Origin of the sequence: Pseudomonas sp. 203-8, from assembly GCF_020708595.1 — a bacterium.
Taxonomy (GTDB): domain Bacteria; phylum Pseudomonadota; class Gammaproteobacteria; order Pseudomonadales; family Pseudomonadaceae; genus Pseudomonas; species Pseudomonas aeruginosa.
Genome location: NZ_JAJFDF010000004.1, coordinates 401,837 through 424,621 on the forward strand (window position 1 = coordinate 401,837; position 22,785 = coordinate 424,621).

The 22,785-nt window shown below is 65.9% G+C and carries 27 protein-coding genes; 11 read left to right on the forward strand and 16 right to left on the reverse strand.

Features of this window, described 5'->3' with window-relative positions; all coding sequences use genetic code 11:
• Positions 1-4: 4 nt before the first annotated feature.
• From LJF27_RS11825 to LJF27_RS11860, 8 genes are all read right to left on the reverse strand, one after another.
• Entirely contained in the window at positions 5-2,146 is a 2,142-nt protein-coding gene (locus LJF27_RS11825) for a hypothetical protein (RefSeq protein ID WP_025921238.1), read from the reverse strand.
• Between the two features lie 50 nt (positions 2,147-2,196).
• Entirely contained in the window at positions 2,197-2,829 is a 633-nt protein-coding gene (locus LJF27_RS11830; protein ID WP_003108962.1) for a hypothetical protein, read from the reverse strand.
• A gap of 30 nt (positions 2,830-2,859) precedes the next feature.
• Positions 2,860-3,102 (reverse strand): RebB family R body protein, encoded by a 243-nt coding sequence (locus tag LJF27_RS11835; RefSeq protein ID WP_003090893.1) that lies wholly within the window; start codon positions 3,100-3,102, stop codon positions 2,860-2,862.
• 69 nt (positions 3,103-3,171) lie between these two features.
• Entirely contained in the window at positions 3,172-3,765 is a 594-nt protein-coding gene (locus tag LJF27_RS11840; protein ID WP_003116572.1) for an RNA polymerase sigma factor, read from the reverse strand.
• 65 nt (positions 3,766-3,830) lie between these two features.
• Complete coding sequence (locus tag LJF27_RS11845; RefSeq protein ID WP_003090891.1) at positions 3,831-4,556, reverse strand: Crp/Fnr family transcriptional regulator; 726 nt, start codon at positions 4,554-4,556, stop codon at positions 3,831-3,833.
• Positions 4,557-4,820: 264 nt separating this feature from the next.
• The gene (locus LJF27_RS11850; RefSeq protein WP_003090890.1) at positions 4,821-5,231 is read right to left on the reverse strand and encodes a PA2817 family protein; all 411 of its coding nucleotides are present in this window, start codon (positions 5,229-5,231) and stop codon (positions 4,821-4,823) included.
• A 58-nt stretch (positions 5,232-5,289) separates the two neighbouring features.
• Entirely contained in the window at positions 5,290-5,670 is a 381-nt protein-coding gene (locus LJF27_RS11855) for a PA2816 family glutamine-rich protein (RefSeq protein WP_003119883.1), read from the reverse strand.
• Positions 5,671-5,798: 128 nt separating this feature from the next.
• Complete coding sequence (locus LJF27_RS11860; protein WP_003108955.1) at positions 5,799-8,246, reverse strand: acyl-CoA dehydrogenase; 2,448 nt, start codon at positions 8,244-8,246, stop codon at positions 5,799-5,801.
• Between the two features lie 152 nt (positions 8,247-8,398).
• On the opposite strand from LJF27_RS11860, the gene LJF27_RS11865 reads away from it, so the two are divergent.
• From LJF27_RS11865 to LJF27_RS11880, 4 genes are all read left to right on the forward strand, one after another.
• Positions 8,399-9,070, forward strand: coding sequence for a transglutaminase-like domain-containing protein (locus LJF27_RS11865; RefSeq protein WP_003098789.1), 672 nt, complete (start codon positions 8,399-8,401; stop codon positions 9,068-9,070).
• A gap of 114 nt (positions 9,071-9,184) precedes the next feature.
• Entirely contained in the window at positions 9,185-9,805 is a 621-nt protein-coding gene (locus tag LJF27_RS11870) for a glutathione S-transferase family protein (protein ID WP_003108953.1), read from the forward strand.
• Positions 9,806-9,880: 75 nt separating this feature from the next.
• Positions 9,881-10,813: an ABC transporter ATP-binding protein gene (locus LJF27_RS11875; protein ID WP_003090885.1), complete on the forward strand. Its 933-nt coding sequence runs from the start codon at positions 9,881-9,883 to the stop codon at positions 10,811-10,813.
• Positions 10,810-11,589 carry an ABC transporter permease gene (locus LJF27_RS11880; protein ID WP_003090884.1) on the forward strand — a complete coding sequence of 260 codons (780 nt, stop codon included), beginning with the start codon at positions 10,810-10,812 and terminating at the stop codon, positions 11,587-11,589. Before LJF27_RS11875 ends, LJF27_RS11880 begins: the two co-directional genes overlap by 4 nt.
• A gap of 49 nt (positions 11,590-11,638) precedes the next feature.
• On the opposite strand, the gene LJF27_RS11885 is transcribed toward LJF27_RS11880, so the two are convergent.
• Positions 11,639-12,970 carry a sensor histidine kinase gene (locus LJF27_RS11885; RefSeq protein ID WP_003090883.1) on the reverse strand — a complete coding sequence of 444 codons (1,332 nt, stop codon included), beginning with the start codon at positions 12,968-12,970 and terminating at the stop codon, positions 11,639-11,641.
• Positions 12,967-13,647 carry a heavy metal response regulator transcription factor gene (locus LJF27_RS11890; protein WP_003098784.1) on the reverse strand — a complete coding sequence of 227 codons (681 nt, stop codon included), beginning with the start codon at positions 13,645-13,647 and terminating at the stop codon, positions 12,967-12,969. Before LJF27_RS11890 ends, LJF27_RS11885 begins: the two co-directional genes overlap by 4 nt.
• A gap of 125 nt (positions 13,648-13,772) precedes the next feature.
• Here LJF27_RS11890 and ptrA point away from each other — a divergent pair, with 125 nt between their 5' ends.
• The 3 genes from ptrA to queF all read left to right on the forward strand — a co-directional run bounded on the left by ptrA (position 13,773) and on the right by queF (position 15,701).
• The gene (gene ptrA, locus LJF27_RS11895; protein WP_003090881.1) at positions 13,773-13,964 is read left to right on the forward strand and encodes a T3SS anti-activator PtrA; all 192 of its coding nucleotides are present in this window, start codon (positions 13,773-13,775) and stop codon (positions 13,962-13,964) included.
• A gap of 171 nt (positions 13,965-14,135) precedes the next feature.
• Complete coding sequence (locus LJF27_RS11900; RefSeq protein WP_003119888.1) at positions 14,136-14,753, forward strand: cupredoxin domain-containing protein; 618 nt, start codon at positions 14,136-14,138, stop codon at positions 14,751-14,753.
• A 117-nt stretch (positions 14,754-14,870) separates the two neighbouring features.
• A complete protein-coding gene (gene queF, locus LJF27_RS11905) occupies positions 14,871-15,701 on the forward strand; it encodes an NADPH-dependent 7-cyano-7-deazaguanine reductase QueF (protein WP_003098780.1) in 831 nt (276 codons plus the stop codon).
• Between the two features lie 66 nt (positions 15,702-15,767).
• Here queF and LJF27_RS11910 read toward each other — a convergent pair whose 3' ends face one another.
• The 3 genes from LJF27_RS11910 to LJF27_RS11920 all read right to left on the reverse strand — a co-directional run bounded on the left by LJF27_RS11910 (position 15,768) and on the right by LJF27_RS11920 (position 17,426).
• On the reverse strand, positions 15,768-16,031 hold the full coding sequence (locus tag LJF27_RS11910) for a DUF4404 family protein (protein WP_003090878.1): 264 nt from the start codon (positions 16,029-16,031) through the stop codon (positions 15,768-15,770).
• Positions 16,032-16,104: 73 nt separating this feature from the next.
• Positions 16,105-16,686, reverse strand: a complete 582-nt coding sequence (locus tag LJF27_RS11915; RefSeq protein ID WP_003090877.1) for a phosphonate degradation HD-domain oxygenase — start codon at positions 16,684-16,686, stop codon at positions 16,105-16,107.
• Positions 16,683-17,426 (reverse strand): HAD family hydrolase, encoded by a 744-nt coding sequence (locus tag LJF27_RS11920; protein ID WP_003452346.1) that lies wholly within the window; start codon positions 17,424-17,426, stop codon positions 16,683-16,685. The genes LJF27_RS11915 and LJF27_RS11920 overlap by 4 nt, the downstream gene beginning before the upstream one ends.
• A gap of 133 nt (positions 17,427-17,559) precedes the next feature.
• Between LJF27_RS11920 and LJF27_RS11925 the strand changes: the two genes are divergently transcribed.
• Positions 17,560-18,279 (forward strand): UTRA domain-containing protein, encoded by a 720-nt coding sequence (locus LJF27_RS11925; protein WP_003104061.1) that lies wholly within the window; start codon positions 17,560-17,562, stop codon positions 18,277-18,279.
• A 1-nt stretch (position 18,280) separates the two neighbouring features.
• Here LJF27_RS11925 and LJF27_RS11930 read toward each other — a convergent pair whose 3' ends face one another.
• Positions 18,281-18,685: an acyl-CoA thioesterase gene (locus LJF27_RS11930; protein WP_003114776.1), complete on the reverse strand. Its 405-nt coding sequence runs from the start codon at positions 18,683-18,685 to the stop codon at positions 18,281-18,283.
• A gap of 102 nt (positions 18,686-18,787) precedes the next feature.
• Between LJF27_RS11930 and LJF27_RS11935 the strand changes: the two genes are divergently transcribed.
• Complete coding sequence (locus LJF27_RS11935; protein ID WP_003114777.1) at positions 18,788-19,492, forward strand: MlaA family lipoprotein; 705 nt, start codon at positions 18,788-18,790, stop codon at positions 19,490-19,492.
• Positions 19,493-19,549: 57 nt separating this feature from the next.
• Here the strand turns inward: LJF27_RS11935 and pilZ are convergent, their stop codons facing one another.
• Complete coding sequence (gene pilZ / locus LJF27_RS11940; protein WP_003104055.1) at positions 19,550-19,849, reverse strand: cyclic di-GMP-binding protein PilZ; 300 nt, start codon at positions 19,847-19,849, stop codon at positions 19,550-19,552.
• A 255-nt stretch (positions 19,850-20,104) separates the two neighbouring features.
• On the opposite strand from pilZ, the gene rssB reads away from it, so the two are divergent.
• Both rssB and rssC read left to right on the forward strand, forming a co-directional pair.
• Positions 20,105-21,289 carry a two-component system response regulator RssB gene (gene rssB / locus LJF27_RS11945; protein ID WP_003119890.1) on the forward strand — a complete coding sequence of 395 codons (1,185 nt, stop codon included), beginning with the start codon at positions 20,105-20,107 and terminating at the stop codon, positions 21,287-21,289.
• Complete coding sequence (gene rssC / locus LJF27_RS11950; protein WP_003104052.1) at positions 21,286-21,768, forward strand: anti-sigma factor antagonist RssC; 483 nt, start codon at positions 21,286-21,288, stop codon at positions 21,766-21,768. Before rssB ends, rssC begins: the two co-directional genes overlap by 4 nt.
• Before the next feature lie 87 nt (positions 21,769-21,855).
• On the opposite strand, the gene tal is transcribed toward rssC, so the two are convergent.
• Positions 21,856-22,779 (reverse strand): transaldolase, encoded by a 924-nt coding sequence (tal, locus tag LJF27_RS11955; RefSeq protein WP_003090868.1) that lies wholly within the window; start codon positions 22,777-22,779, stop codon positions 21,856-21,858.
• Between the last annotated feature and the right edge of the window lie 6 nt (positions 22,780-22,785).

Below are 22,785 nucleotides of genomic sequence, written 5' to 3' on the forward strand. Positions count from 1 at the left end.
CTCCTCAACTGCTGCGGGTGGAGATGCGCACGACCGAGGCGGGGGCGGCGAACCCTTCGAAGCGCTGCAGCTCTCGGTCCCGATGGGGCGCGCCGGCCAGGTCGACGGCGCCGATGGTTTCCTCCCAGTAGGCGCTGCCCAGTTGCACCAGCAGGCGTTGGGCATTCTCCAGCGAAGCGACCGGTACCCGGCCGTGGCGGTCCGCGGCGGCATAGTTGAGCAGGAGCGCCATGCGGATCGCTTCGTCCTGTACGTTGGAGTGCTCGACACCCTGGCCGTCGGCGCCCAGCAGATAGGAGCGCCAGTTGAGGACCTGGGCGAAGAGGCGCCGGTAGGCTTCGAACTGGAAGTAGCGATCCTCCTCGGAGCGGTAGAGCGCGCACTGACTTACGAAGAACTGTTCCAGCGCGGGTTTCGCCCAGCCGGGTGTACCCGGGAGGTGTTCGCCCAGTTCGTCGAAGCCGCTCTGGCTTTCCGCCAGGGCATGGACGTACTGCATCTGTTGTGGGTCCAGGCGCTGTTCGCCCTGGTAGGCGATGGCCAGGCTGAGTTCCTTGAGCTGGTCGGTGCCGACGTATCCGTCGAGATGGCGCAGGCCACGGTTCAGGCGGTATTCCTGCAGCGAGTCGAAGAGGCCGGAGGCGCCGGTAATGAAATTGCTTCCCAGGTTGGTGTCGAAGCACAGCTCGGGGAACTTGCTGGCCAGATAGTTGCGGTAGTAGTAGGCATGGCCGGTGCGCAGGCTGAACAGATCGCTCTCCAGCAGGCGGCGGTAGTAGCTGTTGCCGTCGGCGTCGCGGCTGGCCAGCGCCTGGCAGAGGTTCACGACGTTGGTGCGGGCGTAGTAGGCGACCAGGGCCTGGGTAGTCCCGCTGGTGATGTCGAAGCGGCGTAGCCGCAGGCCGGAGGAGGTCAGGCTGTTGCCGAAAAACAGTTCGTCGAAAAGGCCGGCGAGGGCGCTGGGCGCCTTGTCACGGTCCTGCAGGTTCTCCCGTTCGCGTAGCCGCGCCTTGCCCTGGCGGATGGTGTTGCCATAGCACTTCCAGGCATAGGCGGAGAGCGCTGCGTAGAAATCGTCCAGCGCGTTGGCGTTGCGCAGGAAGTAACCGCACAGCGACCGGTTGTCGTCGGACACCCCGGTCCCCTCTCCACAATGGATGTGCAGGACCACCTTGCGGGTTTCCGGCTTGCCGTCCAGGTAGCGGCGAAACACCGCGGCCTGTTCGAGGAGGAAGTCGAAGAACTGTCGGTACAGGCCGGTAGCGGTCTCCATGCCGAGCAGGTCGATGCCGACCAGCCGGGCCTGCGGTGGCTGCCCCTGCTGTATTTCGAAATGACGGAGGATCCTGTGCAGCTCGGCATCGAAGGCGGCTTCGCTGGCATAGCCATGCGCGGTGTGGGCGAGCAGGCGGTAGGCGGTCTTCTCGGAGGCGTTGAATTGTTCGAACAGGGAATCGAGGACGGCCACCTCGTCTTCCCCCGTCGCCGTCTGGGTATGGCTGATTCCTTCGTGGAGGAGGAACCCCAGCGTCAGGCAGGCGAATTCGCCCGGATGGCGATCGCGGATGGCGCCGCGGGCCCAGTAGGCGTCGTCGAACGGCGTGTACTTGTTGCCGCTCCAGATCTTGCGGTTGAAGTAGCGGACGAACTGGTCCGTCTCGCTGTCGCGAACCGCGCTCGCACCGAGCAGTTCCAGGGTGCCGAGGTAGATCGCCGGCTGGTCGATGGTCGCTGGCGGCGAGGTCCGGCCAAAACGTTGTGCCAGGATGAGGCAGGCGAGATAGATGTTCTCCGCCGCGCATTCGCCGCGCAGGTAGCCCTGACGGTCGGTCGCGGCGAACGGATTGCGCCTGACCATCCGCTGCAGAGCCAGTTCGAACAGCTCATAGTGCGCGGCCTGGCGAGCCTCCTCCAGCGCCTTGCCGTCGACGTCCGGGGCGACGCCGCGGGCACTCATCAGCAGCCCGATCAGGGAAAGCTCCTGGCCTTTCTCCAGGCTCACCTGCCGCTCGCCGACGCGGAAGACCCGGCGGTCGCGCGTCCAGCGGCTGTTGCTTTCCACCGGCAGGATGCCGGCGAAGTGACTATGGAAGTCGAAGGGATAGCGATGGAACCTGACCGGTTCTTCCAGCTTGAAATAGGCCATGACGGCTCTCCTGTGCCAGGGCCGGGCGCCGCCGGCCCCGTCGGTGGTGGCTACGATTGGGTGTCCTTGCCGCCGCGACTGGCGAGGGTCTCGCTGTACTTGGCGATGCTCTGGTCGATCTTGTCGATGGCGAAGCTGGCCGATTCCGCCTCGATCGCCCCGGCCGCCGCGGCTACCGCGGCGGCAGCGCCCATCAGCAGGTCGGTGGCAAGGGCGCCGAGCGCGTCCTCGGCAGCCTGGGCCAGCTTGTTTTCGGCGATGTTCTGGGTCATCTGCCGGAGCAGGATCGCCTGGCTGGCCAGGGCGATCTTGCTGACTCCGTCGAAGTAGCTGGCGGCGGATTGCGCCACCAGCCCGGAGGCCTGGCTGATCATCATGTTCGGCGCGATGGCGATCTGCGACGGCGCATAGCCGGCGGTTTCGCTGTTGCTCATCTGCACCGCCTGCACGACTTGACTGTTCAGGGCGCTGGTGTCCGGTGGCGGCGCCTCGGTCTGCTTGAGCAGGCGCTCGCTCATGCCGGCCAGCGGCGAAGGGCGCGACGGCAGCTTCACGTCGCCGTTGGCGGACGCCCTGCCGCCGCTGGCTGGCGTCTGCCGGCCGGCCTCGCCAGGGGCGGCGGCTTGCTCGCTGTCGCCGGATGGCGCGGGCGCGGGCGCGGATTTCTTGCCGAAGCCGAACATGTCTGGGCACTCCTGGGATCAAGGGGCGGGTCAGATACCTTTCTTGTCTTCTATCGCCATGATCATCGACACCGCCTTGGAAACCACCGCGGTGGAGATCTGGTTCAGGGCCTGCTGGCTGTAGACTGCGTTCTGCAGGGACAGGCCGGCGGAATGGCTGGCGATCTGGTAGAGCGCGGCGATGGCCTGGGCCGGGGCTTCGGCGACCACCTTGACGTTGGTCTGGGTGACGGCATCGGTGATCTGGGCATTCACAGCCGTGGGGTCAGCCATGGGACTCTCCTTGAATGGGCAGGTGCTCGTCGGGCAGGGGGGCCGGTCGCACGGGCCTCGACTCGCTTGTCAGGAATGAACGCGGCTGCGTCTGTCTTGTGAAACGTCGCCGGCGAAAAAGTCGGCGCTCAGCCGCGAGCGCAGCAACTGCACGCGCTTGCGCACCAGCGGCGGGGCGATGCCGAGTTGGCTGGCGATGTCGGCATAGGGCAGTTCTTCGATGAAGCGCAGCTCGAAGAGCTGCTGCTGTTGGCGCGACAGCGAGGCCAGGGCCTTGTCCACCTGGTCGAGACGTTCCAGCTGCTCCAGGCGTTCCAGCGGCGAGCCGACGGCGGCGAAGCGCTCCAACTGGCCATCGTGCAGGTCGATGCCGCGGTCGATGAGGCGGTCCTCGCGGATCTGGTGGCGCGCGCTGTCCAGGTAGACGTGTTCCAGGACCAGGAACAGGAAGCCCTGGGGGTCGCGTACCCGCTCCGGTGACTGGCGCAGGAACAGCATCGCCTTGACCGCGGTGCTCGACAGCCATTCTTCGGCCCGATGGCTGTTGCCGCGCGCAAGGCGTTGCGCGCGTTTGCGCAGGCCAGCCTGCGCGGCACGCCAGCTTTCCTCGAACAGGCGATCGGAACCGGTTTCGTTGCCGCCTGGCTGATTCGGACGATCCATAACCGCTACCTCCCTGGTTGCTCGTGTCGGCGAGCAGTCTGTGAGGCGGGCGGTGGGCGAGGCTGTTACCTGGGTGACAGGGGCGCGGCCGGCAGTTCGGCCTTGCGTCGTAGGCGACCGAGGTCGTTGATCAGGATCCGGTCGTTGTGGCAGCTGATCAGCCCTTCGCGTTTCCATATTTGCAGTTGCGCGTTGAGCTTCGGGCGGCTGGCGTTGAGCATCGCTGCTAGGATGCTCTGGTTGGTCGGTAGCGTCGCGCAGGCTCCCTCGGGCTGTTCGCTCGCCAGGCTGGCCAGGAGATGGCGCGCCAGGCGCGACTCCAGGCGATGCAGGCAGACCCTCTCGACGAAACCGGAGGCTTCGCGCAGGCGCGAACAGAGGAGGGCCAGCGCGCGGTTGAGGAATTCCGTGTCGGCGATCAACGGGGCGAAGTGACGTCGGTGGAGGATCAGCACCGACGCCGCGCCGGAGGCGTAGGCGGAGGTCTCGCGGCGGTTCGGCTGGATCAGCGCGGTTTCCCCGATCACTTCGCCAGGACGGATGTCATTGACGATCAGTTCCCGCCCGTCCGGCCCGTAGAGCACGGTATAGAGGTGTCCGCCGAGGACCAGGCCGATGAAGTCTTCAGGGTCGTGCTTGAGGAACAGGACGTCCTTGTCGCGCAACCGGCGCTCCGACGCATGGGTCGCCACGTGCCGCAGCAGATCGGGCAGCCCGTGCAGCAGCGGGCACCGTTGCAGCAGGGTGTAGTGGCGTGAACAGCGGTCTTCCGTTGACTCGTTCGAGTGCATGCCTGCGCCTTCGCCAGATTGATCGGCAGCTCCGGCGAGGTACGACATGCTCGCTGCAGAGCAATCAGTGGGGACGTGTGCGGCGAAGGGGTGTGAAGCTCCGGCTACCCGGCAGAACTGCTAGGTACGGACTCGGCGCGCTCCGGCAATCGGGCGGGCGGTCCGTTTTTTATTCGGAAAGGGTAGCGAGGTTTGGGCTGGCGGGAGGCGGCCCCGAGCGCACGGATGGCGGTCGGGGCGGGACGGCCGGTGGCCGTGGCGGGCTCAGTGCCGCGGGCTGTCCTCGGGCAGCGCGAGCAACTGCTTTTCGCGGTTCCAGTCGAACGTTTCGCCGCGCTCTTCGGCTTCGTAGCGGCGCTCGTCGAGGCGCTGGAACAGGTCGATCTCTTCGTCCGGCATGAAGTGCAGGCAATCGCCGCCGAAGAACCACAGCAGGTCGCGAGGTACCAGGTGGGCGATCTGCGGATAGCGGTGGAAGACCTGGGAAATCAGGTCCTGGCCGAGGTATTGGGCGCCTTCCGGGTCGCGCGGCAGTTCGTCCATCAGTTCGTCGAAACGCTCGAGGAACAGCCCGTGGTTTTCTTCCGGCACCTGCTCGGCCTCGCCCAGGGCGCCGAGGATGTTGCGCAGGTGCTGGAGCAGGGCGAGGTGGTGCTCGAGGTAGGAGTTGGCCATGACGGGTCCTCTGGAAAAAAGCTGGGCAGTATAAAGGGTTTCGCGGCGCCGGCCAGTTTCAGCGGATCGCTGGGGACTGGCTCTGGCGCCGGCGGTTTTCCAGTTGCCGGCGTTCGCTGTCGAGGCGCCGCTGGTCCTGCTCCAGGCGCCAGCGCTGCTGGTCCAGTTGCTGCTGGCGGATCAGGTTGTCCTGCATCTGTCGCTGCTGCCGTTGCCGCTGCAGGTTCTGCTGCTGGCGTTGCAGTTGATCCTGCTGCAATTGCAGGCGTTGTTCGTCGAAGCGCTGGCGCTGTTCCTGGAGCTGGCGTTGGCGCTGTTCGCCGGCGCGCTGCACCGCCTGCTGGTGCGGTTGCACGCCATAGGGCGCAGGCGGTGCGGCCTGCGCCGGGGGCAGGAGGAGAAACGAGGCTGCCAGGCCGGTGGCAAGTAGCTTGAGCATGATGGCCTCCCGTACGTCAGGGATGTGCCCGTCGATTCTAGCCAATCGCCCGGGTTTGGGTGGGTGAAGACGACAAAGGCGCCGGAAGGCGCCTTTGTCGGTTGCGACTGTCGCTTTGCCGCGGAGTGTCAGCGGATCCTGCCGTCGGCCAGTTGCAGTTCCTCCTTGGCGAAGTCGTCGACGTCGATCACCTTGCGCCGTGCCGCTTCGGCCTGGTGCAGGGCCTGCGCCTGCTCGGCGCTCAGCACGCCGGCGGCGGCGCCGGCATCGATCGGGTTCTGCCCCGCTTGCGGCTGGACCCTGCCTTCCTTGATCGCCTTGTGCAGGGTTTTCTCCAGCGCGGCGCTTTCGCGTACCGCGTCGAAGGCGTGGGCGAGGGCACCGACCGGGTCCTGCGGGTCTTTCGGCAGGAACGCGCCGGCGAGGATCGCCTGCAACGCCGGGTCGTCGTCCGGACGGCCGAGGATTTCCGCGATCTCGGCGTCCAGTTCGTCGCCCGGCCCTTTGTGCCGGCGGCCGAACGGCAGTACCAGGACCTTCAGCGCGCAGCCGAAGAAGCGGCTGGGGAAGTTGTTCAGCAGGTCCTCCAGCGCCGCCTCGGCCTTGCCGAGGTTTTCCTCCATGGCCCAGCGCAGCAGCGGATGCAGGTAGTCCGGGTTGCCCAGGTCGTGGTAGCGCTTGAGCGCCGCCGAGCCCAGGTAGAGATAGCTAAGGACATCGCCGAGACGCGCGGAGAGGCGTTCCTTGCGCTTCAGTTCGCCGCCCAGCAGCATCATGCTGAAGTCGGCGAGCAGGGCGAAGGACGCCGCCAGGCGGTTCAGCGCGCGGAAGTAGGGACGGCTGATGCGGTCGCCGGGCGCGTTGCCGAGGTGGCCGCAGCTGAGACTGAGGAGGAAGCTGCTGGCGGCGTTGCCGACGGCGAAGCCGATGTGCTTCACCAGCAGCGCGTCGAACTCGCGGGCGGCCTGGTCCTTGTCCTCGCGCTGGGCCAGTTCCATTTCCTTGAGCACGTACGGATGGCAACGGATCGCGCCCTGGCCGAAGATCATCAGGTTGCGCGAGAGGATGTTCGCGCCTTCCACCGTGATGAAAATCGGCGCGCCCTGCCAGGAACGACCCAGGTAGTTGTTCGGGCCCATGATGATGCCCTTGCCGCCATGGATGTCCATGGCATGGGCGATGCACTCGCGGCCGCGCTCGGTGAGGTGGTACTTGAGGATCGCCGAAAGCACCGAGGGCTTCTCGCCGAGGTCCACCGCGTTGGCGGTGAGGATTCGCGCGCTGTCCATCAGCCAGGCGTTGCCGCCGATGCGGGCGAGCGCCTCCTGGATGCCTTCGAAGGCGGCGATCGGCACGTTGAACTGCTCGCGGACCTGGGCGTAGCGACCGCTGACGTAGCTGCTGGCCTTGCCGGCGCTGGTGCCCACCGCCGGCAGCGAGATGGAGCGTCCGACCGACAGGCAGTTCATCAGCATCATCCAGCCTTTGCCGATCATTTCCTGCCCGCCGATGATGTACTCCAGCGGCACGAACACGTCCTTGCCGGAGTTCGGACCGTTCATGAAGGCGGCGCCCAGCGGCACGTGGCGGCGGCCGATCTCGACCCCGGGGGTGTCGGTGGGGATCAGCGCCAGGGTGATGCCCAGGTCCTCCTCGTCGCCCAGCAGATGGTCCGGGTCGTGGCACTTGAAGGCCAGGCCGAGGAGGGTGGCCACCGGGCCGAGGGTGATGTAGCGCTTTTCCCAGGTCAGGCGCAGGCCGAGCACCTCGCGACCTTCCCATTCGCCCTTGCAGACGATGCCGACGTCGGTCATGCCGCCGGCATCGGAGCCCGCGTAGGGGCCGGTGAGGGCGAAGCAGGGGATGTCGTCGCCCTTGGCCAGGCTCGGCAGGTAGCGCTGGCGCTGCTCGTCGGTGCCGTAGTGGAGCAGCAGCTCGGCCGGGCCGAGGGAGTTCGGCACCATCACCGTCGAGGCCAGGTCGCCGCTACGGGTGGCGAGCTTCATCACTACCTGCGAGTGGGCGAAGGCGGAGAAGCCCTTGCCGCCGTACTCCTTGGGAATGATCAGGCCGAAGAAGCCGTGCTGCTTGATGAAGGCCCAGGCTTCTTCCGGCAGGTCCATGCGCTGGCCGATGTCCCAGTCGCTGACCATGGCGCAGAGTTCTTCGGTCGGGCCGTCGACGAAGGCCTGCTCTTCTTCGGTGAGTTGCGCCTTGGGGTAGTCGAGCAGTTTCTGCCAGTCCGGGCGGCCGCTGAACAATTCGCCATCCCACCACACGGTGCCCGCCTCGATGGCCTCGCGCTCGGTGTCGGACATCGGCGGCAGGACTTTCTGGAACCAGGCGAACAGCGGACCGCTGAGCACGCGCCGGCGCAGGTCAGGCAGGGCGAGGGGAAGCGCCACCGCCAGCCAGAGCAGCCAGAAGACCAGCAGCAGCCAGCCGGGCGCGTGGCTGAACACGCCCATCAGGATCAGGTAGGCGGCGCTGATGCCGAGCGCGGGAGCGGGTGGGGTACGCCGATGGGCGAGGTAAGCGACACCGAGTACCAGTACGACTAACCAGAGCAACAACATGCGGAATCCTCCATGAAGACGCCAGGCGGCGTCTCGAGCTTAGCCCGTTTGCCGCCGTTTGGCGGCAGGGCCGGTCAGCTTGGCCGGTTTGTCACGTTATAGGCGAAAACTTCCCGTTTAGACTGGGACAAATTGCCCGCCGGGAGCCCGCCATGCAGTCCTACCTACAATCCGGCCGCTTCGTGGATAGTGACCACCCGGTGGTGGTGGAGTTCGCGGAAAAATCCCGGGGGAATTCGGCGAAACCGCGTGACCAGGCGGTCGCGCTGTACTACGCGGTACGCGACGGGGTGCGCTACAACCCCTACGTGTTCAGCCGCGATCCGCAGACCCTGAAGGCCAGCCACGCGCTGCAGCAGGGCGAGTCCTATTGCGTGCCCAAGGCCATCCTGCTCGCCGCCTGCGCTCGGCATTGCCGGATTCCGGCGCGGATCGGCCTGGCCGACGTCCGCAACCACCTGGCCACGCCGCGCCTGCTGGAGGCGCTGCGCAGCGAGGTGTTCGCCATGCACGGCTATACCGAACTGTACCTCGAGGGCCGCTGGGTGAAGGCCACCCCGGCGTTCAACCGTGCCTTGTGCCGCGCCTTCGACGTCGCTCCGCTGGAGTTCGACGGCGTCGCCGACAGCGTCTTCCATCCATTCAACCGCCAGGGCGAGCGCTACATGGAGTACCTGGCCGATCACGGCCAGTTCGCCGACCTGCCGGAGGAACTGTTCTTCTCCCACTTGCAGCAGCACTATCCGCACCTGTTCTCCGGCCGCCCGCTGGCCCTGGACGGCGATTTCCAGGCCGAGGCCGGGCAAGATGAAGGGCGTCGATAGTCACCATCAGCCGGCGCGTCTTCCTTCTTCGGTCCATCCTCGGTAGGGTGCGGCATGTCGTCCGGGCGCTCCGGCGACCCATCCGCCGCATCAACCGAAGAGGGAACGCAGAGTATGTTGACCATCTGGGGCCGGAAGAACTCGAGCAATGTGCGCAAGGCGTTGTGGTGCGCCGAGGAGGCTGGCCTGGAGTACCGGACGGTGGATGCCGGCGGGGCGTTCGGCCTGGTGGATGAGCCGGCGTTCCGCGCGATGAACCCGAACGGTCGGGTGCCGGTGATCGAGGACGACGGCTTCGTCCTCTGGGAGTCCAACGCCATCGTCCGCTACCTGGCCGCCCGCTATGCGCCGGGCGACCTCTATCCGCAGGACCCGGTGCGCCGCGCCGACGCCGACAAGTGGATGGACTGGACCACCTCGACTCTCGCCGGGCCGTTCCGCGACCTGTTCTGGGGAACGCTGCGTACGCCGCCGGAGCAACGCGACGAGGCCCTGATCGCAAAGGCGTTGCAGACCTGCGGCGAGTTGCTGCGGGTGCCGGACCAGACCCTGGCCGGCCAACCCTGGCTGTCCGGCGAACGCTTCGGCATGGGTGACATTCCCCTGGGCTGTTTCATCTACGCCTGGTTCGAGATGCCCATCGAGCGCCCGCCGCTGCCCCACCTCGAGGCCTGGTACCTGCGCTTGCGCGAGCGCCCGGCGTTCCGCACCGCGGTAATGACCGAACTGACCTGAGCCGGCTACTGTTGCATTTTGTTACCCGTAGCCTTATCTAGCTCTTCCTCTTCACCTTCCGACACGGGAAGCCTAATGAGTTCCGCCCTGTCCATCCGTCAATTGACGAAAACCTACGGCAACGGTTTCCAGGCCCTCAAGGGCATCGACCTGGACGTCGCCGAAGGTGATTTCTTCGCCTTGCTCGGCCCCAACGGCGCGGGCAAGTCCACCACCATCGGGATTCTCTCGACCCTGGTGAACAAGACCAGCGGTTCGGTCTCGGTGTTCGGCCACGACCTCGACAAGGACCCGGCCGGCCTCAAGCGTTGCCTTGGCGTGGTGCCGCAGGAGTTCAACTTCAACCAGTTCGAGAAGGTCTTCGACATCGTCGTGACCCAGGCCGGCTACTACGGCATCCCGGCGAAGATCGCCAAGGAGCGCGCCGAGCGCTACCTGACCCAACTGGGCCTGTGGGACAAGCGCAACGAAGCCTCGCGGATGCTCTCCGGCGGCATGAAGCGGCGCCTGATGATCGCCCGCGCACTGGTCCACCAGCCGCGCCTGCTGATCCTCGACGAGCCCACCGCCGGGGTCGACATCGAGCTGCGTCGTTCGATGTGGAGCTTCCTCACCGAACTCAACCAGGAAGGCATCAGCATCATCCTCACCACCCACTACCTGGAAGAGGCGGAGCAGCTCTGCCGCAACATCGCCATCATCGACCACGGCGAGATCGTGCAGAACACCAGCATGCGTGACCTGCTGATGACCCTGCATTCGGAAACCTTCCTGCTCGACCTGAAGAACGTCCAGGCCCTGCCGCCGACTCTCGACGGCTACCCGACGCGGCTGGTGGACGATCACACCCTCGAAGTGCAGGTGGAGAAAAGCCAGGGCATCAACGATCTGTTCGCCCAGTTGGGCGCACAAGGCATCGAGGTACTGAGCCTGCGCAACAAGACCAATCGCCTGGAGGAGCTGTTCGTGTCGCTGGTGGAGAAGAACCTGACGAGGATCGCCCGATGAGCAGCGAGCTGAGCGCCAACCTGGTCGCCCTGAACACTATCGTCTACCGCGAGGTGCGCCGCTTCACCCGGATCTGGCCGCAGACCCTGCTGCCGCCGGCGATCACCATGGTCCTGTACTTCGTGATCTTCGGCAATTTGATCGGCCGGCAGATCGGCGACATGGGCGGCTTCACCTACATGGAATACATCGTGCCCGGCCTGATCATGATGTCGGTGATCACCAACGCCTACGGCAACGTGGTGTCGAGCTTCTTCGGCAGCAAGTTCCAGCGCTCGGTGGAGGAGCTGCTGGTGTCGCCGGTATCGCCGCACACCATCCTCCTCGGCTACACCATCGGCGGCGTACTGCGCGGCCTGGCGGTGGGGGTGATCGTGACCATGCTGTCGCTGTTCTTCACCAAGCTGCAGGTGCACCACCTGGGCATCACGGTGCTGGTGGTGGTGCTTACCGCGACCATTTTCTCCCTGGGCGGTTTCATCAACGCGGTGTTCGCGCGCAACTTCGACGACATCTCGATCATCCCGACCTTCGTGCTGACGCCGCTGACCTACCTGGGCGGGGTGTTCTACTCGATCAACCTGCTGCCGCCGTTCTGGCAGACAGTGTCGCTGGCCAACCCGATCCTGCACATGGTCAACGCCTTCCGCTACGGCATCCTCGGCGTCTCCGACATTCGCATCGGCGTGGCCATCGGCTTCATGCTGCTGGCCACCGCGGTGCTCTATCTCGGCTGCGTAAGGCTGCTGGTGAGCGGGCGCGGCATGCGCCAATGAAGCGCTCGAAGGCATGAAACAGAAGCCCCCGTCATGGGGGCTTCGCGTTTCATCGGCGCGGGCGAGCGAAATCGATGACGAAACGGGTCCAGCCGTCGGCAGACTCGCAGCGGATCTCGCCGCCGTGGGCCTGGACGATGGAGCGGCAGATCGCCAGGCCGAGCCCGGCGTGTTCACCCTGGCCTTCGCGGCGCGCCGGATCGGCACGATAGAACCGGTCGAACAGGCGCGGCAAGCGCTCGGGAGGAATCGCCGGACCCTGGTTCTCCACGCTCAGGCGTCGGTCGCCGAGACGGATACGTATCTCGCCGCCATCGGCGGTGAAGCGCAGGGCGTTGTCCAGCAGGTTGGCCAGCACCCGCCGCAGCATGCCGCGGTCGCCGGGCAGGCTCAGGCTGCCTTCGCGCAGCAGGCGGATGTCGCGGTCTTCCGCCAGCGGCTGGTAGAACTCCAGCAGCGAGTCGACTTCCGCGCCCAGGTCCAGGGCCTGGCGGCTGGGCGCCAGCAGGCCGTGGTCGGCCTTGGCCAGCAACAGCATGTCGTTGACCATCGCGGTGAGCCGTTCCAGCTCCTCGAGGTTGCCGTGCAGGGCCTCGCGATAATCCTCCAGCGAGCGTGGGCGGGACAATACCACCTGGGTCTGGGTCAGCAGACTGGTGAGCGGGGTGCGCAACTCGTGGGCGATGTCGGCGGAGAACGCCGAGAGGCGCTGGAAGGCTTCTTCCAGGCGCGCCAGCATGGCGTTCAGCTCGCCGGCCAGTCCGCGCAGCTCCTCTGGCATCCGGCTGGCGTCGAGGCGGGTGGTGAGGGAGTTGGCGGAAACCCGCGCGGCGACTTCGCGCATCCGTCGCAGCGGCGCCAGGCTGGCGCCGGTGGCCCAGGCGCCGAGCAGCGCCGTGGCCAGCGCCGACAGGCTCATGGTCAGCCAGATCAACTGGCGCATGCGTTGCAGGAAGTGCTGGTGATGACTGATGTCGAGGATCACTGTGAGTCGCGGCGAAGCGTCGTTGCCGGGCTCCAGCGGGGCGCCGAGTTCGCGGTTGGCGGGCAGGCCGGGATGCGCAGGCTGCGGCAGGCGCTCGAACCAGAGGTTGCCATCCGGGCCGTTCAGGCGCAGGCCAAGGTCGGGATGGCGTGCCAGTTCGCGCAGCAGTTCCGCTTCGCGGCGGCGCATCTGTTGTTCCGAGCCGAGGCCGCGCAGCTCATCGCGAAACACCGCGAGCTTGGCGGACATCGCCATATGGTCGAGCTCGACGAAATGCTCGTCGATGGCCCTGCTGAAGATCAATCCGGCGATCAGCGAGACCGCCGCCGTGCAGGCGGCGAACAGCAGGCTCAGGCGGACGCCGAGGGACATCCGCGAGCCGAACCCGGCGCTCATTCGTCGCGCTCTTCGAGAACGTAGCCCATGCCGCGCACGGTATGGATCAGGCGCTGCGGGTAGTCGTCGTCGACCTTGGCGCGCAGGCGGCGGATGGCCACCTCGATGACGTTGGTATCGCTGTCGAAGTTCATGTCCCAGACCTGCGAGGCGATCAGCGACTTGGGCAGCACCTCGCCGCTGCGCCGCAGCAGCAGTTCGAGCAGGGCGAACTCCTTGGCGGTGAGGTCGATCCGCTTGCCCTGGCGTTGCACCCGGCGGCGCAGCAAATCGAGTTCGAGGTCGGCCAGTTGCAGGGTGGTCTCCTGCAACTGCTGGCTGCCCCGGCGCAGCAGGGTGCGCACCCGGGCGAGCAGTTCGACGAAGGCGAACGGCTTCACCAGGTAATCGTCGGCGCCTTGTTCGAGGCCGCGCACGCGGTCCTCTACGGCATCGCGGGCGGTCAGGAACAGCACCGGTACGGTCATCCCGGCGTCGCGCACGCTGCGCAGGATCTGCCAGCCGTCACGGCCGGGCAGCATGACGTCGAGGATCAGCAGGTCGTAGTCGCCGCCCAGGGCCAGTTGCTCGCCCTCGTTGCCATCGTCGCTCAGGTCGACGGCGAAGCCTGCCTCGGCGAGCCCCTGGCGCAGGTACTGGCCGATGCGCGGTTCGTCTTCGACGATCAGCAGTTTCATGTTCATCCCTCGTTACATTTGCCGGCCATGCCGACCTGTTTCTGACAGCATCGTAATCAGTGGGTAACGGGGGCGACAGTGGCCCCCGCGCAGACTACAGGGGAATTCATTCGAGGAGACTTCCCATGCGTACCTTCACTGCCTCCACCCTCGCTTTCCTGCTGGTCCTCGCCCCGACCGTTCCGGCCATGGCCGACAGCGGCGGCGACATCGTCTTCGAGCGCATGCAGGCCCAGGCCGCCAAGGCTCGTGCCGCGCACCAGGAGAAACTGGCGAAGCAGGCCGAAGCGACGAAGAAGGACAAGGAAAACTGCTGATCGCCAGTTCTTCCATCCCCGGCTCCACACGGGATGACGGAGGGCTCCGATCCCGTCTTCACCCGCCACCGGTTCCCTGGTTTCCGGTCGGCGGGTTTTTTATGCCCGTCGGTGGCGCTGGGCGATCTTAGCCTTCGCGGTCCGCAACGGCGGCAAGCTGACAAAGATGTAATGCTCCCGACAGCCAGCCGGCAGGCGCAGCGACACAGGATAGGCGACATCAACCCGATGGAGATTCCCCGTATGTTTCCGCGCCGCCTGCTTCCCGCTTCCCTGATCGTCCTCGGCGTGCTTTTCGGTGCCAGCGCCCAGGCTTCACCGGCCCACGGCCAGGCCTTCGGCAAGCCGGCCCAGGCCGCGCAGGCCAGCCGCAGCATCGAGGTGGTGCTCGGCGACATGTACTTCAAGCCGCGGGCGATCGAGGTCAAGGCCGGCGAGACGGTCCGCTTCGTGCTGAAGAACGAAGGCAAGCTGTTGCACGAGTTCAACCTGGGAGACGCGGCGATGCATGCCGAGCACCAGAAGGAGATGCTGGAGATGCAGCAGTCCGGGATGCTCACCCCGACCGGCATGGCGTCGATGGACCATAGTCAGATGGGCCACGGCATGGCCGGCATGGACCATGGCCGGATGATGAAGCACGACGACCCCAACAGCGTGCTGGTCGAGCCGGGCAAGAGCGCCGAGCTGACCTGGACCTTCGCCAAAGCCACCCGGCTGGAGTTCGCCTGCAACATCCCCGGCCACTACCAGGCCGGGATGGTCGGTCAACTGACCGTGCAGCCCTGAGCCGGCGGACGGCCGGCGTGAAGATGCCGGCCGATCCGTATACACTTGCCGCCGCCCGCCAGTGCGGCGCGGCGCGCGGGGAAGGGCCCTGCGCGATTCATCCAGCAGGTTTCCCTCATGCAGCATCCCGCCGAACATTCGCCGCTGGGCAAGACCAGCGAATACGTCTCCAGCTACACGCCGTCGCTGCTGTTTCCCATTTCACGCACGGCGAAATGGGCCGAGCTTGGCCTGAGCGCCGAGACCCTGCCTTATCGCGGCGTGGATATCTGGAACTGCTACGAGCTGTCCTGGCTGACCCCGGCCGGCAAGCCGGTGGTGGCGATCGGCGAGTTCTCGATCCCGGCGGACTCGCCGAACATCATCGAGTCGAAGTCGTTCAAGCTTTACCTCAATTCCCTCAACCAGTCCGCCTTCGATAGTCGCGAGGCGCTTCGCGCGGTATTGCAGAAAGACCTCTCGGCCGCTGCCGGGGCGCCCGTGGGCGTGCGCCTGCGCAGCCTCGACGAGGTTGCCGAGGAGGGCATCGGGCGTCTGCCGGGGCGCTGCATCGACGAGCTGGACATCGCCGTCGACGGCTACGAGCAGCCGCGCCCGGAACTGCTGCGCTGCGACGCCGGGCGGATCGTCGAGGAGCAGCTCTACAGCCACCTGCTCAAGTCCAACTGCCCGGTCACCGGCCAGCCCGACTGGGGCACCCTGGTGGTCGACTACCGGGGCCCGGCGCTGGACCCGGCCAGCCTGCTGGCCTACCTGGTTTCCTTCCGCCAGCACCAGGACTTCCACGAACAGTGCGTCGAACGCATCTTCCTCGACCTGCAGCGCCTGTTGCAGCCGCAGGCGCTCAGCGTCTACGCGCGCTACGTACGCCGTGGCGGCCTGGATATCAATCCCTACCGCAGCCTGGCGGAGGTCGCACCGGACAACCGACGCCTGGTGCGCCAGTAACGCCTCGCAACACGCGGATACGAAAAAGCCCCGGCCATGCCGGGGCTTTTCATTTCGGCAAGTCGTTCAGATACCCATGTTGGCCAGGCTCTGCACGATGGAGCGGAGCGTGCCGGCGAGGGTCGGGTGGCTGACCTCGAAGCGCTCGACGGCGAGGTTGACCCCATCGACCAGGCTGCCTTCGTTGAGGGCGTCCTCGTTGGCCAGTTTCAGTTCGATGTCCCTGATCAGGAGTTCCAGTTCGGCGCGCTGCTCTTCGTTCAGCGGCGGTTGTTGCTCCAGTTGCTCGCGCAGGGCGGATAGTTCGCGCAGCAGACTCTCTTTCGGCATGGTATTTCCCTCGACGTACAAGTCTTCGGTGGACCTCCGGCGGGCGCCGAAAGGTCCGTCCATGCCGAACAGATTAACCTGTCGGGCGCAGATGTGCGCGATCCGGATCAATCCGCAGCAGGCGTTCCAGCAGCGGGAAGAAGTGCGTCAGTTCGGGGGTGCGCATGGCCGGGTCCTTGGCCAGGTCGTCGAGGCGGCGCAGGGTCAGGCCGTCCTGGGCATAGGGCGCCTTGATGTAGGCCGCGGCGGCACGCTCGTCGAACGGCCCGCCTTGCAGCACCAGGCTGTGCCGGGAGGCCGGCGACAGGCTGGCGTGGTAGCTCGGGTCCACCGCGCAGAGGAAGCGCTTGGCCGATACGTGCAGGCGCACCGGCTGCCAGACCGACTCGGGGAACAGCTCGCGTAGCAGGCGTGCGCCGAATTCCTCGTGGCGCAGGTCCTCCTCGTCGATCTGCGCCGGGTCTTCATAGAGGTGGCCGATATCGTGCAGCAGGGCGGCGACTACAAGGCTGTCCGAGCAGCCGGCGCGCTCGGCCAGGGTCGCACACTGCAGCGCGTGCTCGGCCTGGCTGACTGCCTCGCCATAGGGCTCGGCGCCATGGCTGGCGAAGCGTTCGGCCAGTTCGTCGAGAAAGCGGTGACGGGCGCGACTCATGGTTTTTCTCCTTTCAGGCGGCGGACGGCGAGGTCGTGCAGGCAGGGTTGCAGCTCGCCCAGGTGATCGATCACGGAATGCACGCCCAGGCGGTACAGTTCCAAGGTGGCGTCGGCGCGCAAGCGGTCGCGCTCGGTGTGTCCGAGAGCGTCCCAGTCGGCCGGCGAGAGGCCGCACGACGGCCCGCTGGCGGCCAGGCCGATGGTCCATAGCCCGGCATTGAGTCCGGCCTGGAGTTGACGCGGTTGGGCGCTGACCAGCACGCAGCCGTCGAGGCGCTCGATGCCCAGCCGGGCGAGGGCCTGCCAGCAGCCATCGGGGGCCGGCCAGGGGCGCGCGCCGGCGAGGGGGATCAGGGCGTTCGCTCGGCCGAGCGGCGCGGCAAGGCGCTGGCAGACCGATTCCGGTAGCTCGTCCTGCCAGGCGTAGGGAATCCGTTGTTCGTCCAGGCTCTCCAACAGGGCCACGGCACCGGCGATGGCTTCGGCCTGTTCCCCGGCGGCTTCGTCGAGGGCCTGCTCCAGGCGCTGGCGCTCGCTCTTGTTCGGCTTGCGCCGCAACAGGAAGCTTTGTGCCTCGGCGAAGGGCAGCAGACTGGCGTCGCGGAGGTATTCGGCAGGGCTATGCGGATGGCTGCGCAGCAGCGCCAGGGACAGGGTCCGGGCGCCGAAATCCACCAGGCCGCCGGAGAGTCCGAAGAGCAGGGCGGTGAAGCGCGGGAGTTGGTCGGAGCTGGGCATGCGAAAGGCGTCTGGCAAATGGTCTAGGCCAGCCTAGAGGGGTTTTGTGACGCCGCCGTGACGTTTTCGTGGCAGTGGCGATAGGCCGACGGGCTGCCGTTATAATCGGCCGGTCTGAATCAGCGAGGCCGTCATGCCGGTCGATCAATCTCGTCAGTACCTGCGCATCCGCGACCAGCTCGCCGCGGATATCGCCCAGGGTGTGCTGCAAGTGAAACTTCCCTCCGAGCGGGAGTTGGCCGAGCGCTTCCTGTGTACCCGCATCACCCTTCGCGAAGCCCTGCAGCAATTGGAAACCGAAGGCCTGGTCTATCGCGAGAACCGCCGCGGCTGGTTCGTCGCGCCGCCGCGGATCCGCTACAACCCGACCCGTACCACCGGCTTCATGGAATACGTCAGCGCCCAGGGACGCCAGCCGCGTACCGAGACGCTGCACGCCGAGCGGCGTGCAGCCGGCGCCTGGCTGGCCAAGCGGATGGGGCTGGAGGACAGCGCGCCGGTGTATTTCCTGCAACGGCGCCGCTGGGTGGACGAGCGTCCGGTGCTGATCGAACTGATCGCCCTGGATGCCGGGTGGTGCCCAGGCCTGCTGGACCACGACCTCGATACTTCGCTGATGAGCCTGCTGCGCGAGCGTTTCGGCCTGCAGCCGACGCGCTGCCAACTGGCGATGCACCCGACCGCGCTGAACGCGGCCCAGGCCGAGCCGCTGCAACTGGCGCCGGGTTCGCCGGCGCTGTACCTGGAGCGACTGAGTTACGCGGAGGGGCAGAGGGTGGTCGAGTTCGACCAGGAGTTCTGGCGCCCGGACGCTCTGGAGATCGTGCTCGACGCGGCCTATCCGGGCGCCTGAGTCAGGCGATCGCGGCGCGTATGCTGTCCGGCACGGGCGTCGAACGGTTTTCCGCGTGGCGCACCCAGACCAGCTTGCAGTGGCCTTCGCCATAGGTGCCTTGCGGATCTTCCAGGGTGTGCAGGCGATGTTCCAGTACCAGGCTGCTGGTGCCCAGCCTGCCGGCGTACAGTTCCACCACCACGGTGGCCGGATGCACCACCGGCTTCAGGTAGGTGTGCAGGCTTTGCAGCACGACCGGCCCCTCGGCAGCGCCTTCCAGGTCGATGCCGAGGGTTTCGAACCAGGCCACCCGGGCCTCTTCCAGGTACTGGAAATAGAGGGTGTTGTTGACGTGCCCGTAGCTGTCCATGTCGCCCCAGCGCACCGGGATATGGGCCGTGTGTAGCAATTGTCTGTCAGCCATCTCGTAACTCTTCTAGTCTCAAAATCGATGCGAGCCTATATACTGCGCGCACGCTGAAGCCGCGCTGGCGGCCAAGACTAGTCATGCAAAGGAGATACAGCAATGCGCGCCCGCGGCGTGAACTGGATCGAACGTAGTGCCCGAATCCTGGCTTGCGCCAGCCTCGCATTGGCACCCACGCTGTCCCTGGCGGCCAGTGAAGAAGACCCTTGGGAAAGCATCAACCGTCCCATCTTCACCTTCAACGACACCCTGGACACCTATGCGCTGAAACCGCTGGCCCAGGGTTACCAGAAGGTCACCCCGAACTTCGTTCAGGACGGCGTGCACAACTTCTTCAACAACCTCGGCGACGTGAAGAACCTGGCCAACAACCTGTTGCAGGCCAAGTTCCACAATGCCGGCGTGGACACCAGCCGCCTGCTGTTCAACAGCACCTTCGGCCTGGCCGGCTTGATCGACGTGGCGACCCCGATGGGCCTGCAGCGCAACGATGAGGACTTCGGCCAGACCCTGGGTTATTGGGGCGTCGGCAGCGGCCCGTACGTGATGCTGCCGTTCCTCGGCCCGAGCACGCTGCGCGATGCCCCGGCGAAGATCCCGGACATCTATGTCAGTCCCTACCACTACATGGACGACGTACGCGCGCGCAACGTGATGTTCGGCATCAATACCGTCGACACCCGTGCCAACCTGCTGAAGTCGGAAAAACTGATCAGCGGCGACAAGTACATCTTCATCCGCAACGCCTACCTGCAGAACCGCGAGTTCAAGGTCAAGGACGGCGAGGTGGAGGACGACTTCTAAGTCGACCCGCTTCGTGCGACACCTGGAAAGGCGGCCCTTGGGTCGCCTTTCGTCGTTTCAGTGGATCGCGACGATGCTCAGCCCCAGGCTATGCCGACCCGGGCCGAGGCGTTCGCAGCGCACCACGCGGGCTTCCAGTTCCAGGCCGGTGAGCGTCTCGTGGGTGGACGGGATGCTCACCCGCAGGTGGTCGCCCGGAGCCAGCTCGCTTTGCGCTTCCAGCAGCAGCCCGCTGGCGGACAGGTCCCGGCACAGGGCCACCGACTCGCGGCCTTCGCAGCGGATGGTGACCGGGGTGTCGAGCTTCATGCGGATGAAGTCGCGCTTCTCGCTGTAGTTGTGCTCGATGGGCTGCATGGGCTGCATGGGCTGATCCTCATGGTCGGGGCGATGGGAGGGCGACTGGCAATCCTGGCGATTATCGTCAAAGTTTATACCGTGCGGACGGGATCGGACGGACAAAGGCGGATTTTCCGGCAAAGGTCAACGGCTTGAACTGCTCAACGGATGGGAGTACCGTCTGCGCCTTGTCGAACCCCGTAGCCGCGCTGTTGTCACTTACAATAAGCGCCTAGGACCCACTGTTTCCGGCGCCGTTTGCCTGGATGACCCATGCATAAAGTCAGTGCCACGCTGCTGATCATCGATGACGACGAGGTGGTGCGCGAAAGCCTCGCCGCCTACTTGGAAGACAGCAACTTCAAGGTGTTGCAGGCCCTCAACGGTCTGCAGGGCCTGCAGATCTTCGAAAGCGAACAGCCGGACCTGGTCATTTGCGATTTGCGCATGCCGCAGATCGACGGCCTCGAACTGATCCGCCGCATCCGCCAGACCGCTTCGGAAACGCCGATCATCGTACTTTCCGGAGCCGGCGTGATGAGCGATGCGGTGGAAGCCTTGCGCCTGGGCGCCGCCGACTACCTGATCAAGCCCCTGGAAGACCTCGCGGTGCTCGAGCATTCGGTGCGCCGGGCCCTGGATCGCGCCTACCTGCGGGTCGAGAACCAGCGCTACCGCGACAAGCTGGAAGCCGCCAACCGCGAATTGCAGGCCAGCCTGAACCTGCTTCAGGAAGACCAGAACGCCGGCCGCCAGGTGCAGATGAACATGCTTCCGGTGACGCCGTGGAGCATCGAGGGGCTGGAGTTTTCCCACCGGATCATTCCGTCGCTGTATCTCTCCGGCGACTTCGTCGACTACTTCCGGGTCGACGAGCGACGCGTGGCGTTCTACCTGGCCGACGTTTCCGGCCATGGCGCTTCCTCGGCCTTCGTCACGGTGCTGCTGAAGTTCATGACCACGCGCCTGCTCTATGAGTCGAGGCGCAACGGCACGCTCCCGGAGTTCAAGCCGTCCGAGGTGCTGGCGCACATCAACCGCGGCCTGATCAACACCAAGTTGGGCAAGCACGTGACCATGCTCGGCGGGGTCATCGACCTGGAGAAGAACAGCCTGACCTACAGCATCGGCGGCCACCTGCCGCTTCCTGTGTTGTTCGTCGAAGGGCAGGCGAGCTACCTGGAGGGCCGTGGCCTGCCGGTGGGCCTGTTCGACGATGCGACCTATGACGACCGGGTCATGGAGTTGCCGCCTTCCTTCAGCCTGTCGCTGTTTTCCGATGGCATCCTCGATGTGCTGCCAGGAGCTACGCTGAAGGAGAAAGAGGCTTCGCTACCGGAACAGGTGGCAGCCGCCGGAGGCACCCTCGACGGGCTGCGCCAGGTCTTCGGGCTGGCCAACCTGGCGGAGATGCCGGATGATATCGCCTTGCTGGTGTTGAGCAGGAACCTTGCATGAGTACCGGTAAAATCCAGTTTGCCGAACAGAACGGCTCCTTCGTTCTGAAATTCGTCGGTGAGGTCCGCCTCACCCTGTGCTCGGCCCTGGATTCCACCATCGAAAAGATCTTCGCTGCGCTGAATTTTTCGGCGATCATCATCGATCTTACGGAAACCCAGAGCATCGATAGCACCACGCTCGGCCTGCTGGCCAAGCTGTCCATCCTGTCGCGGCAGAAAATCGGCCTGTTGCCCACGCTGGTGACCACCAATCCGGACATTACCCGTCTGTTGCAGTCGATGGGCTTCGATCAGGTGTTCAATATCGTCGATCGTCCGATTCCGTGCCCGGAATGCCTGTCCGACCTGCCGCCGCAGGACCAGTCGGAAGATGTGGTGCGCGACAAGGTTCTGGAGGCGCACCGCATCCTGATGGGCCTCAACGAATCCAACCGCGAAGCCTTCCACGACCTGGTCAGCGCCCTGGAGCGCCATTAACCGGTCGATCCCTTCCCGAATTCCTGCTGAATCCTCCGCTGCGCCGGAACGGGACGCCCTGCATGCGCGTCCCGCCGGCAGCGGCGATCAGTGGCGGGTCGCCAACTGGTATTCGAGCTTTTCCTGGTCGCGTGCGAACAGGCGGATGCCTTCGGCCAGCTTTTCGGTGGCCATGGCGTCCTCGTTCATCTGCCAACGGAAAGCGCTCTCGTCGAGCACCTGGCGCGGCTCGCCTTCGCCCGGCAGCAGCAGGCGCGGCAGCTCGCCCTGGGCGTCAGCCAGTTGTTGCAGCAGGTCGGGACTGATGGTCAGGCGGTCGCAGCCGGCCAGTTGCTCGATCTGGCCGAGATTGCGGAAGCTGGCGCCCATCACCACCGTCTTGTAGCCGTTGGCCTTGTAGTAGCGATAGATGCGCGAGACCGACTGCACGCCGGGATCCTCGGCGCCGGCGTAGTCGCGGTTCTCGCTCTTCTTGTACCAGTCGTAGATGCGCCCGACGAACGGCGAGATGAGGAACACCCCGGCGTCGGCGCAGGCCACCGCCTGGGCGAAGGAGAACAGCAGGGTCAGGTTGGTCTGGATGCCCTCGCGTTCCAGAATCTCGGCGGCGCGGATTCCTTCCCAGGTGGAGGCGATCTTGATCAGCACCCGCTCGCGGTCGATGCCCTGTTCGTCGTACAGCTCGATCAGGCGGTGGGCGCGGGCGAGGGTGGCCTCGCTGTCGAACGACAGGCGCGCGTCGACTTCGGTGGAAATACGTCCGGGAATGACTCCGAGGATGTCCTTGCCGACTGCCACGGCGAAGCGGTCGCAAGCCAGTCCGGCGTCGCCGCCGCTACCCGCGGTAGCCTGTCGAAGGTGCTCGGCGTAGCGCGGCAGGGCGGCGGCCTTGAGCAGCAGCGACGGGTTGGTGGTGGCGTCCACCGGCTTCAGGCGGGCAATGGCATCGAAGTCGCCGGTGTCGGCGACCACCGTGGTGTATTGCTTGAGTTGTTCCAGCTTCGAAGTCATGGCGAG

What these genes read in the sequence shown, in the direction of transcription:
- LJF27_RS11910 (WP_003090878.1), bottom strand. Translation starts at nt 16,031, where the DNA reads ATGCCGAAAGAGAGTCTGCTGCGCGAACTATCCGCCCTGCGCGAGCAA.
- LJF27_RS11840 (WP_003116572.1), bottom strand. Translation starts at nt 3,765, where the DNA reads ATGGATCGTCCGAATCAGCCAGGCGGCAACGAAACCGGTTCCGATCGC.
- LJF27_RS11885 (WP_003090883.1), bottom strand. Translation starts at nt 12,970, where the DNA reads ATGAGCGCCGGGTTCGGCTCGCGGATGTCCCTCGGCGTCCGCCTGAGC.
- LJF27_RS11850 (WP_003090890.1), bottom strand. Translation starts at nt 5,231, where the DNA reads ATGGCCAACTCCTACCTCGAGCACCACCTCGCCCTGCTCCAGCACCTG.
- LJF27_RS11845 (WP_003090891.1), bottom strand. Translation starts at nt 4,556, where the DNA reads ATGCACTCGAACGAGTCAACGGAAGACCGCTGTTCACGCCACTACACC.
- pilZ (WP_003104055.1), bottom strand. Translation starts at nt 19,849, where the DNA reads ATGCAGCCCATCGAGCACAACTACAGCGAGAAGCGCGACTTCATCCGC.
- LJF27_RS11875 (WP_003090885.1), top strand. Translation starts at nt 9,881, where the DNA reads ATGAGTTCCGCCCTGTCCATCCGTCAATTGACGAAAACCTACGGCAAC.
- LJF27_RS11830 (WP_003108962.1), bottom strand. Translation starts at nt 2,829, where the DNA reads ATGTTCGGCTTCGGCAAGAAATCCGCGCCCGCGCCCGCGCCATCCGGC.
- LJF27_RS11835 (WP_003090893.1), bottom strand. Translation starts at nt 3,102, where the DNA reads ATGGCTGACCCCACGGCTGTGAATGCCCAGATCACCGATGCCGTCACC.
- rssB (WP_003119890.1), top strand. Translation starts at nt 20,105, where the DNA reads ATGCATAAAGTCAGTGCCACGCTGCTGATCATCGATGACGACGAGGTG.
- LJF27_RS11935 (WP_003114777.1), top strand. Translation starts at nt 18,788, where the DNA reads ATGCGCGCCCGCGGCGTGAACTGGATCGAACGTAGTGCCCGAATCCTG.
- LJF27_RS11925 (WP_003104061.1), top strand. Translation starts at nt 17,560, where the DNA reads ATGCCGGTCGATCAATCTCGTCAGTACCTGCGCATCCGCGACCAGCTC.
- LJF27_RS11855 (WP_003119883.1), bottom strand. Translation starts at nt 5,670, where the DNA reads ATGCTCAAGCTACTTGCCACCGGCCTGGCAGCCTCGTTTCTCCTCCTG.
- LJF27_RS11825 (WP_025921238.1), bottom strand. Translation starts at nt 2,146, where the DNA reads ATGGCCTATTTCAAGCTGGAAGAACCGGTCAGGTTCCATCGCTATCCC.
- LJF27_RS11915 (WP_003090877.1), bottom strand. Translation starts at nt 16,686, where the DNA reads ATGAGTCGCGCCCGTCACCGCTTTCTCGACGAACTGGCCGAACGCTTC.
- rssC (WP_003104052.1), top strand. Translation starts at nt 21,286, where the DNA reads ATGAGTACCGGTAAAATCCAGTTTGCCGAACAGAACGGCTCCTTCGTT.
- ptrA (WP_003090881.1), top strand. Translation starts at nt 13,773, where the DNA reads ATGCGTACCTTCACTGCCTCCACCCTCGCTTTCCTGCTGGTCCTCGCC.
- LJF27_RS11880 (WP_003090884.1), top strand. Translation starts at nt 10,810, where the DNA reads ATGAGCAGCGAGCTGAGCGCCAACCTGGTCGCCCTGAACACTATCGTC.
- tal (WP_003090868.1), bottom strand. Translation starts at nt 22,779, where the DNA reads ATGACTTCGAAGCTGGAACAACTCAAGCAATACACCACGGTGGTCGCC.
- LJF27_RS11860 (WP_003108955.1), bottom strand. Translation starts at nt 8,246, where the DNA reads ATGTTGTTGCTCTGGTTAGTCGTACTGGTACTCGGTGTCGCTTACCTC.
- LJF27_RS11870 (WP_003108953.1), top strand. Translation starts at nt 9,185, where the DNA reads ATGTTGACCATCTGGGGCCGGAAGAACTCGAGCAATGTGCGCAAGGCG.
- queF (WP_003098780.1), top strand. Translation starts at nt 14,871, where the DNA reads ATGCAGCATCCCGCCGAACATTCGCCGCTGGGCAAGACCAGCGAATAC.
- LJF27_RS11920 (WP_003452346.1), bottom strand. Translation starts at nt 17,426, where the DNA reads ATGCCCAGCTCCGACCAACTCCCGCGCTTCACCGCCCTGCTCTTCGGA.
- LJF27_RS11890 (WP_003098784.1), bottom strand. Translation starts at nt 13,647, where the DNA reads ATGAAACTGCTGATCGTCGAAGACGAACCGCGCATCGGCCAGTACCTG.
- LJF27_RS11930 (WP_003114776.1), bottom strand. Translation starts at nt 18,685, where the DNA reads ATGGCTGACAGACAATTGCTACACACGGCCCATATCCCGGTGCGCTGG.
- LJF27_RS11865 (WP_003098789.1), top strand. Translation starts at nt 8,399, where the DNA reads ATGCAGTCCTACCTACAATCCGGCCGCTTCGTGGATAGTGACCACCCG.
- LJF27_RS11900 (WP_003119888.1), top strand. Translation starts at nt 14,136, where the DNA reads ATGCTCCCGACAGCCAGCCGGCAGGCGCAGCGACACAGGATAGGCGAC.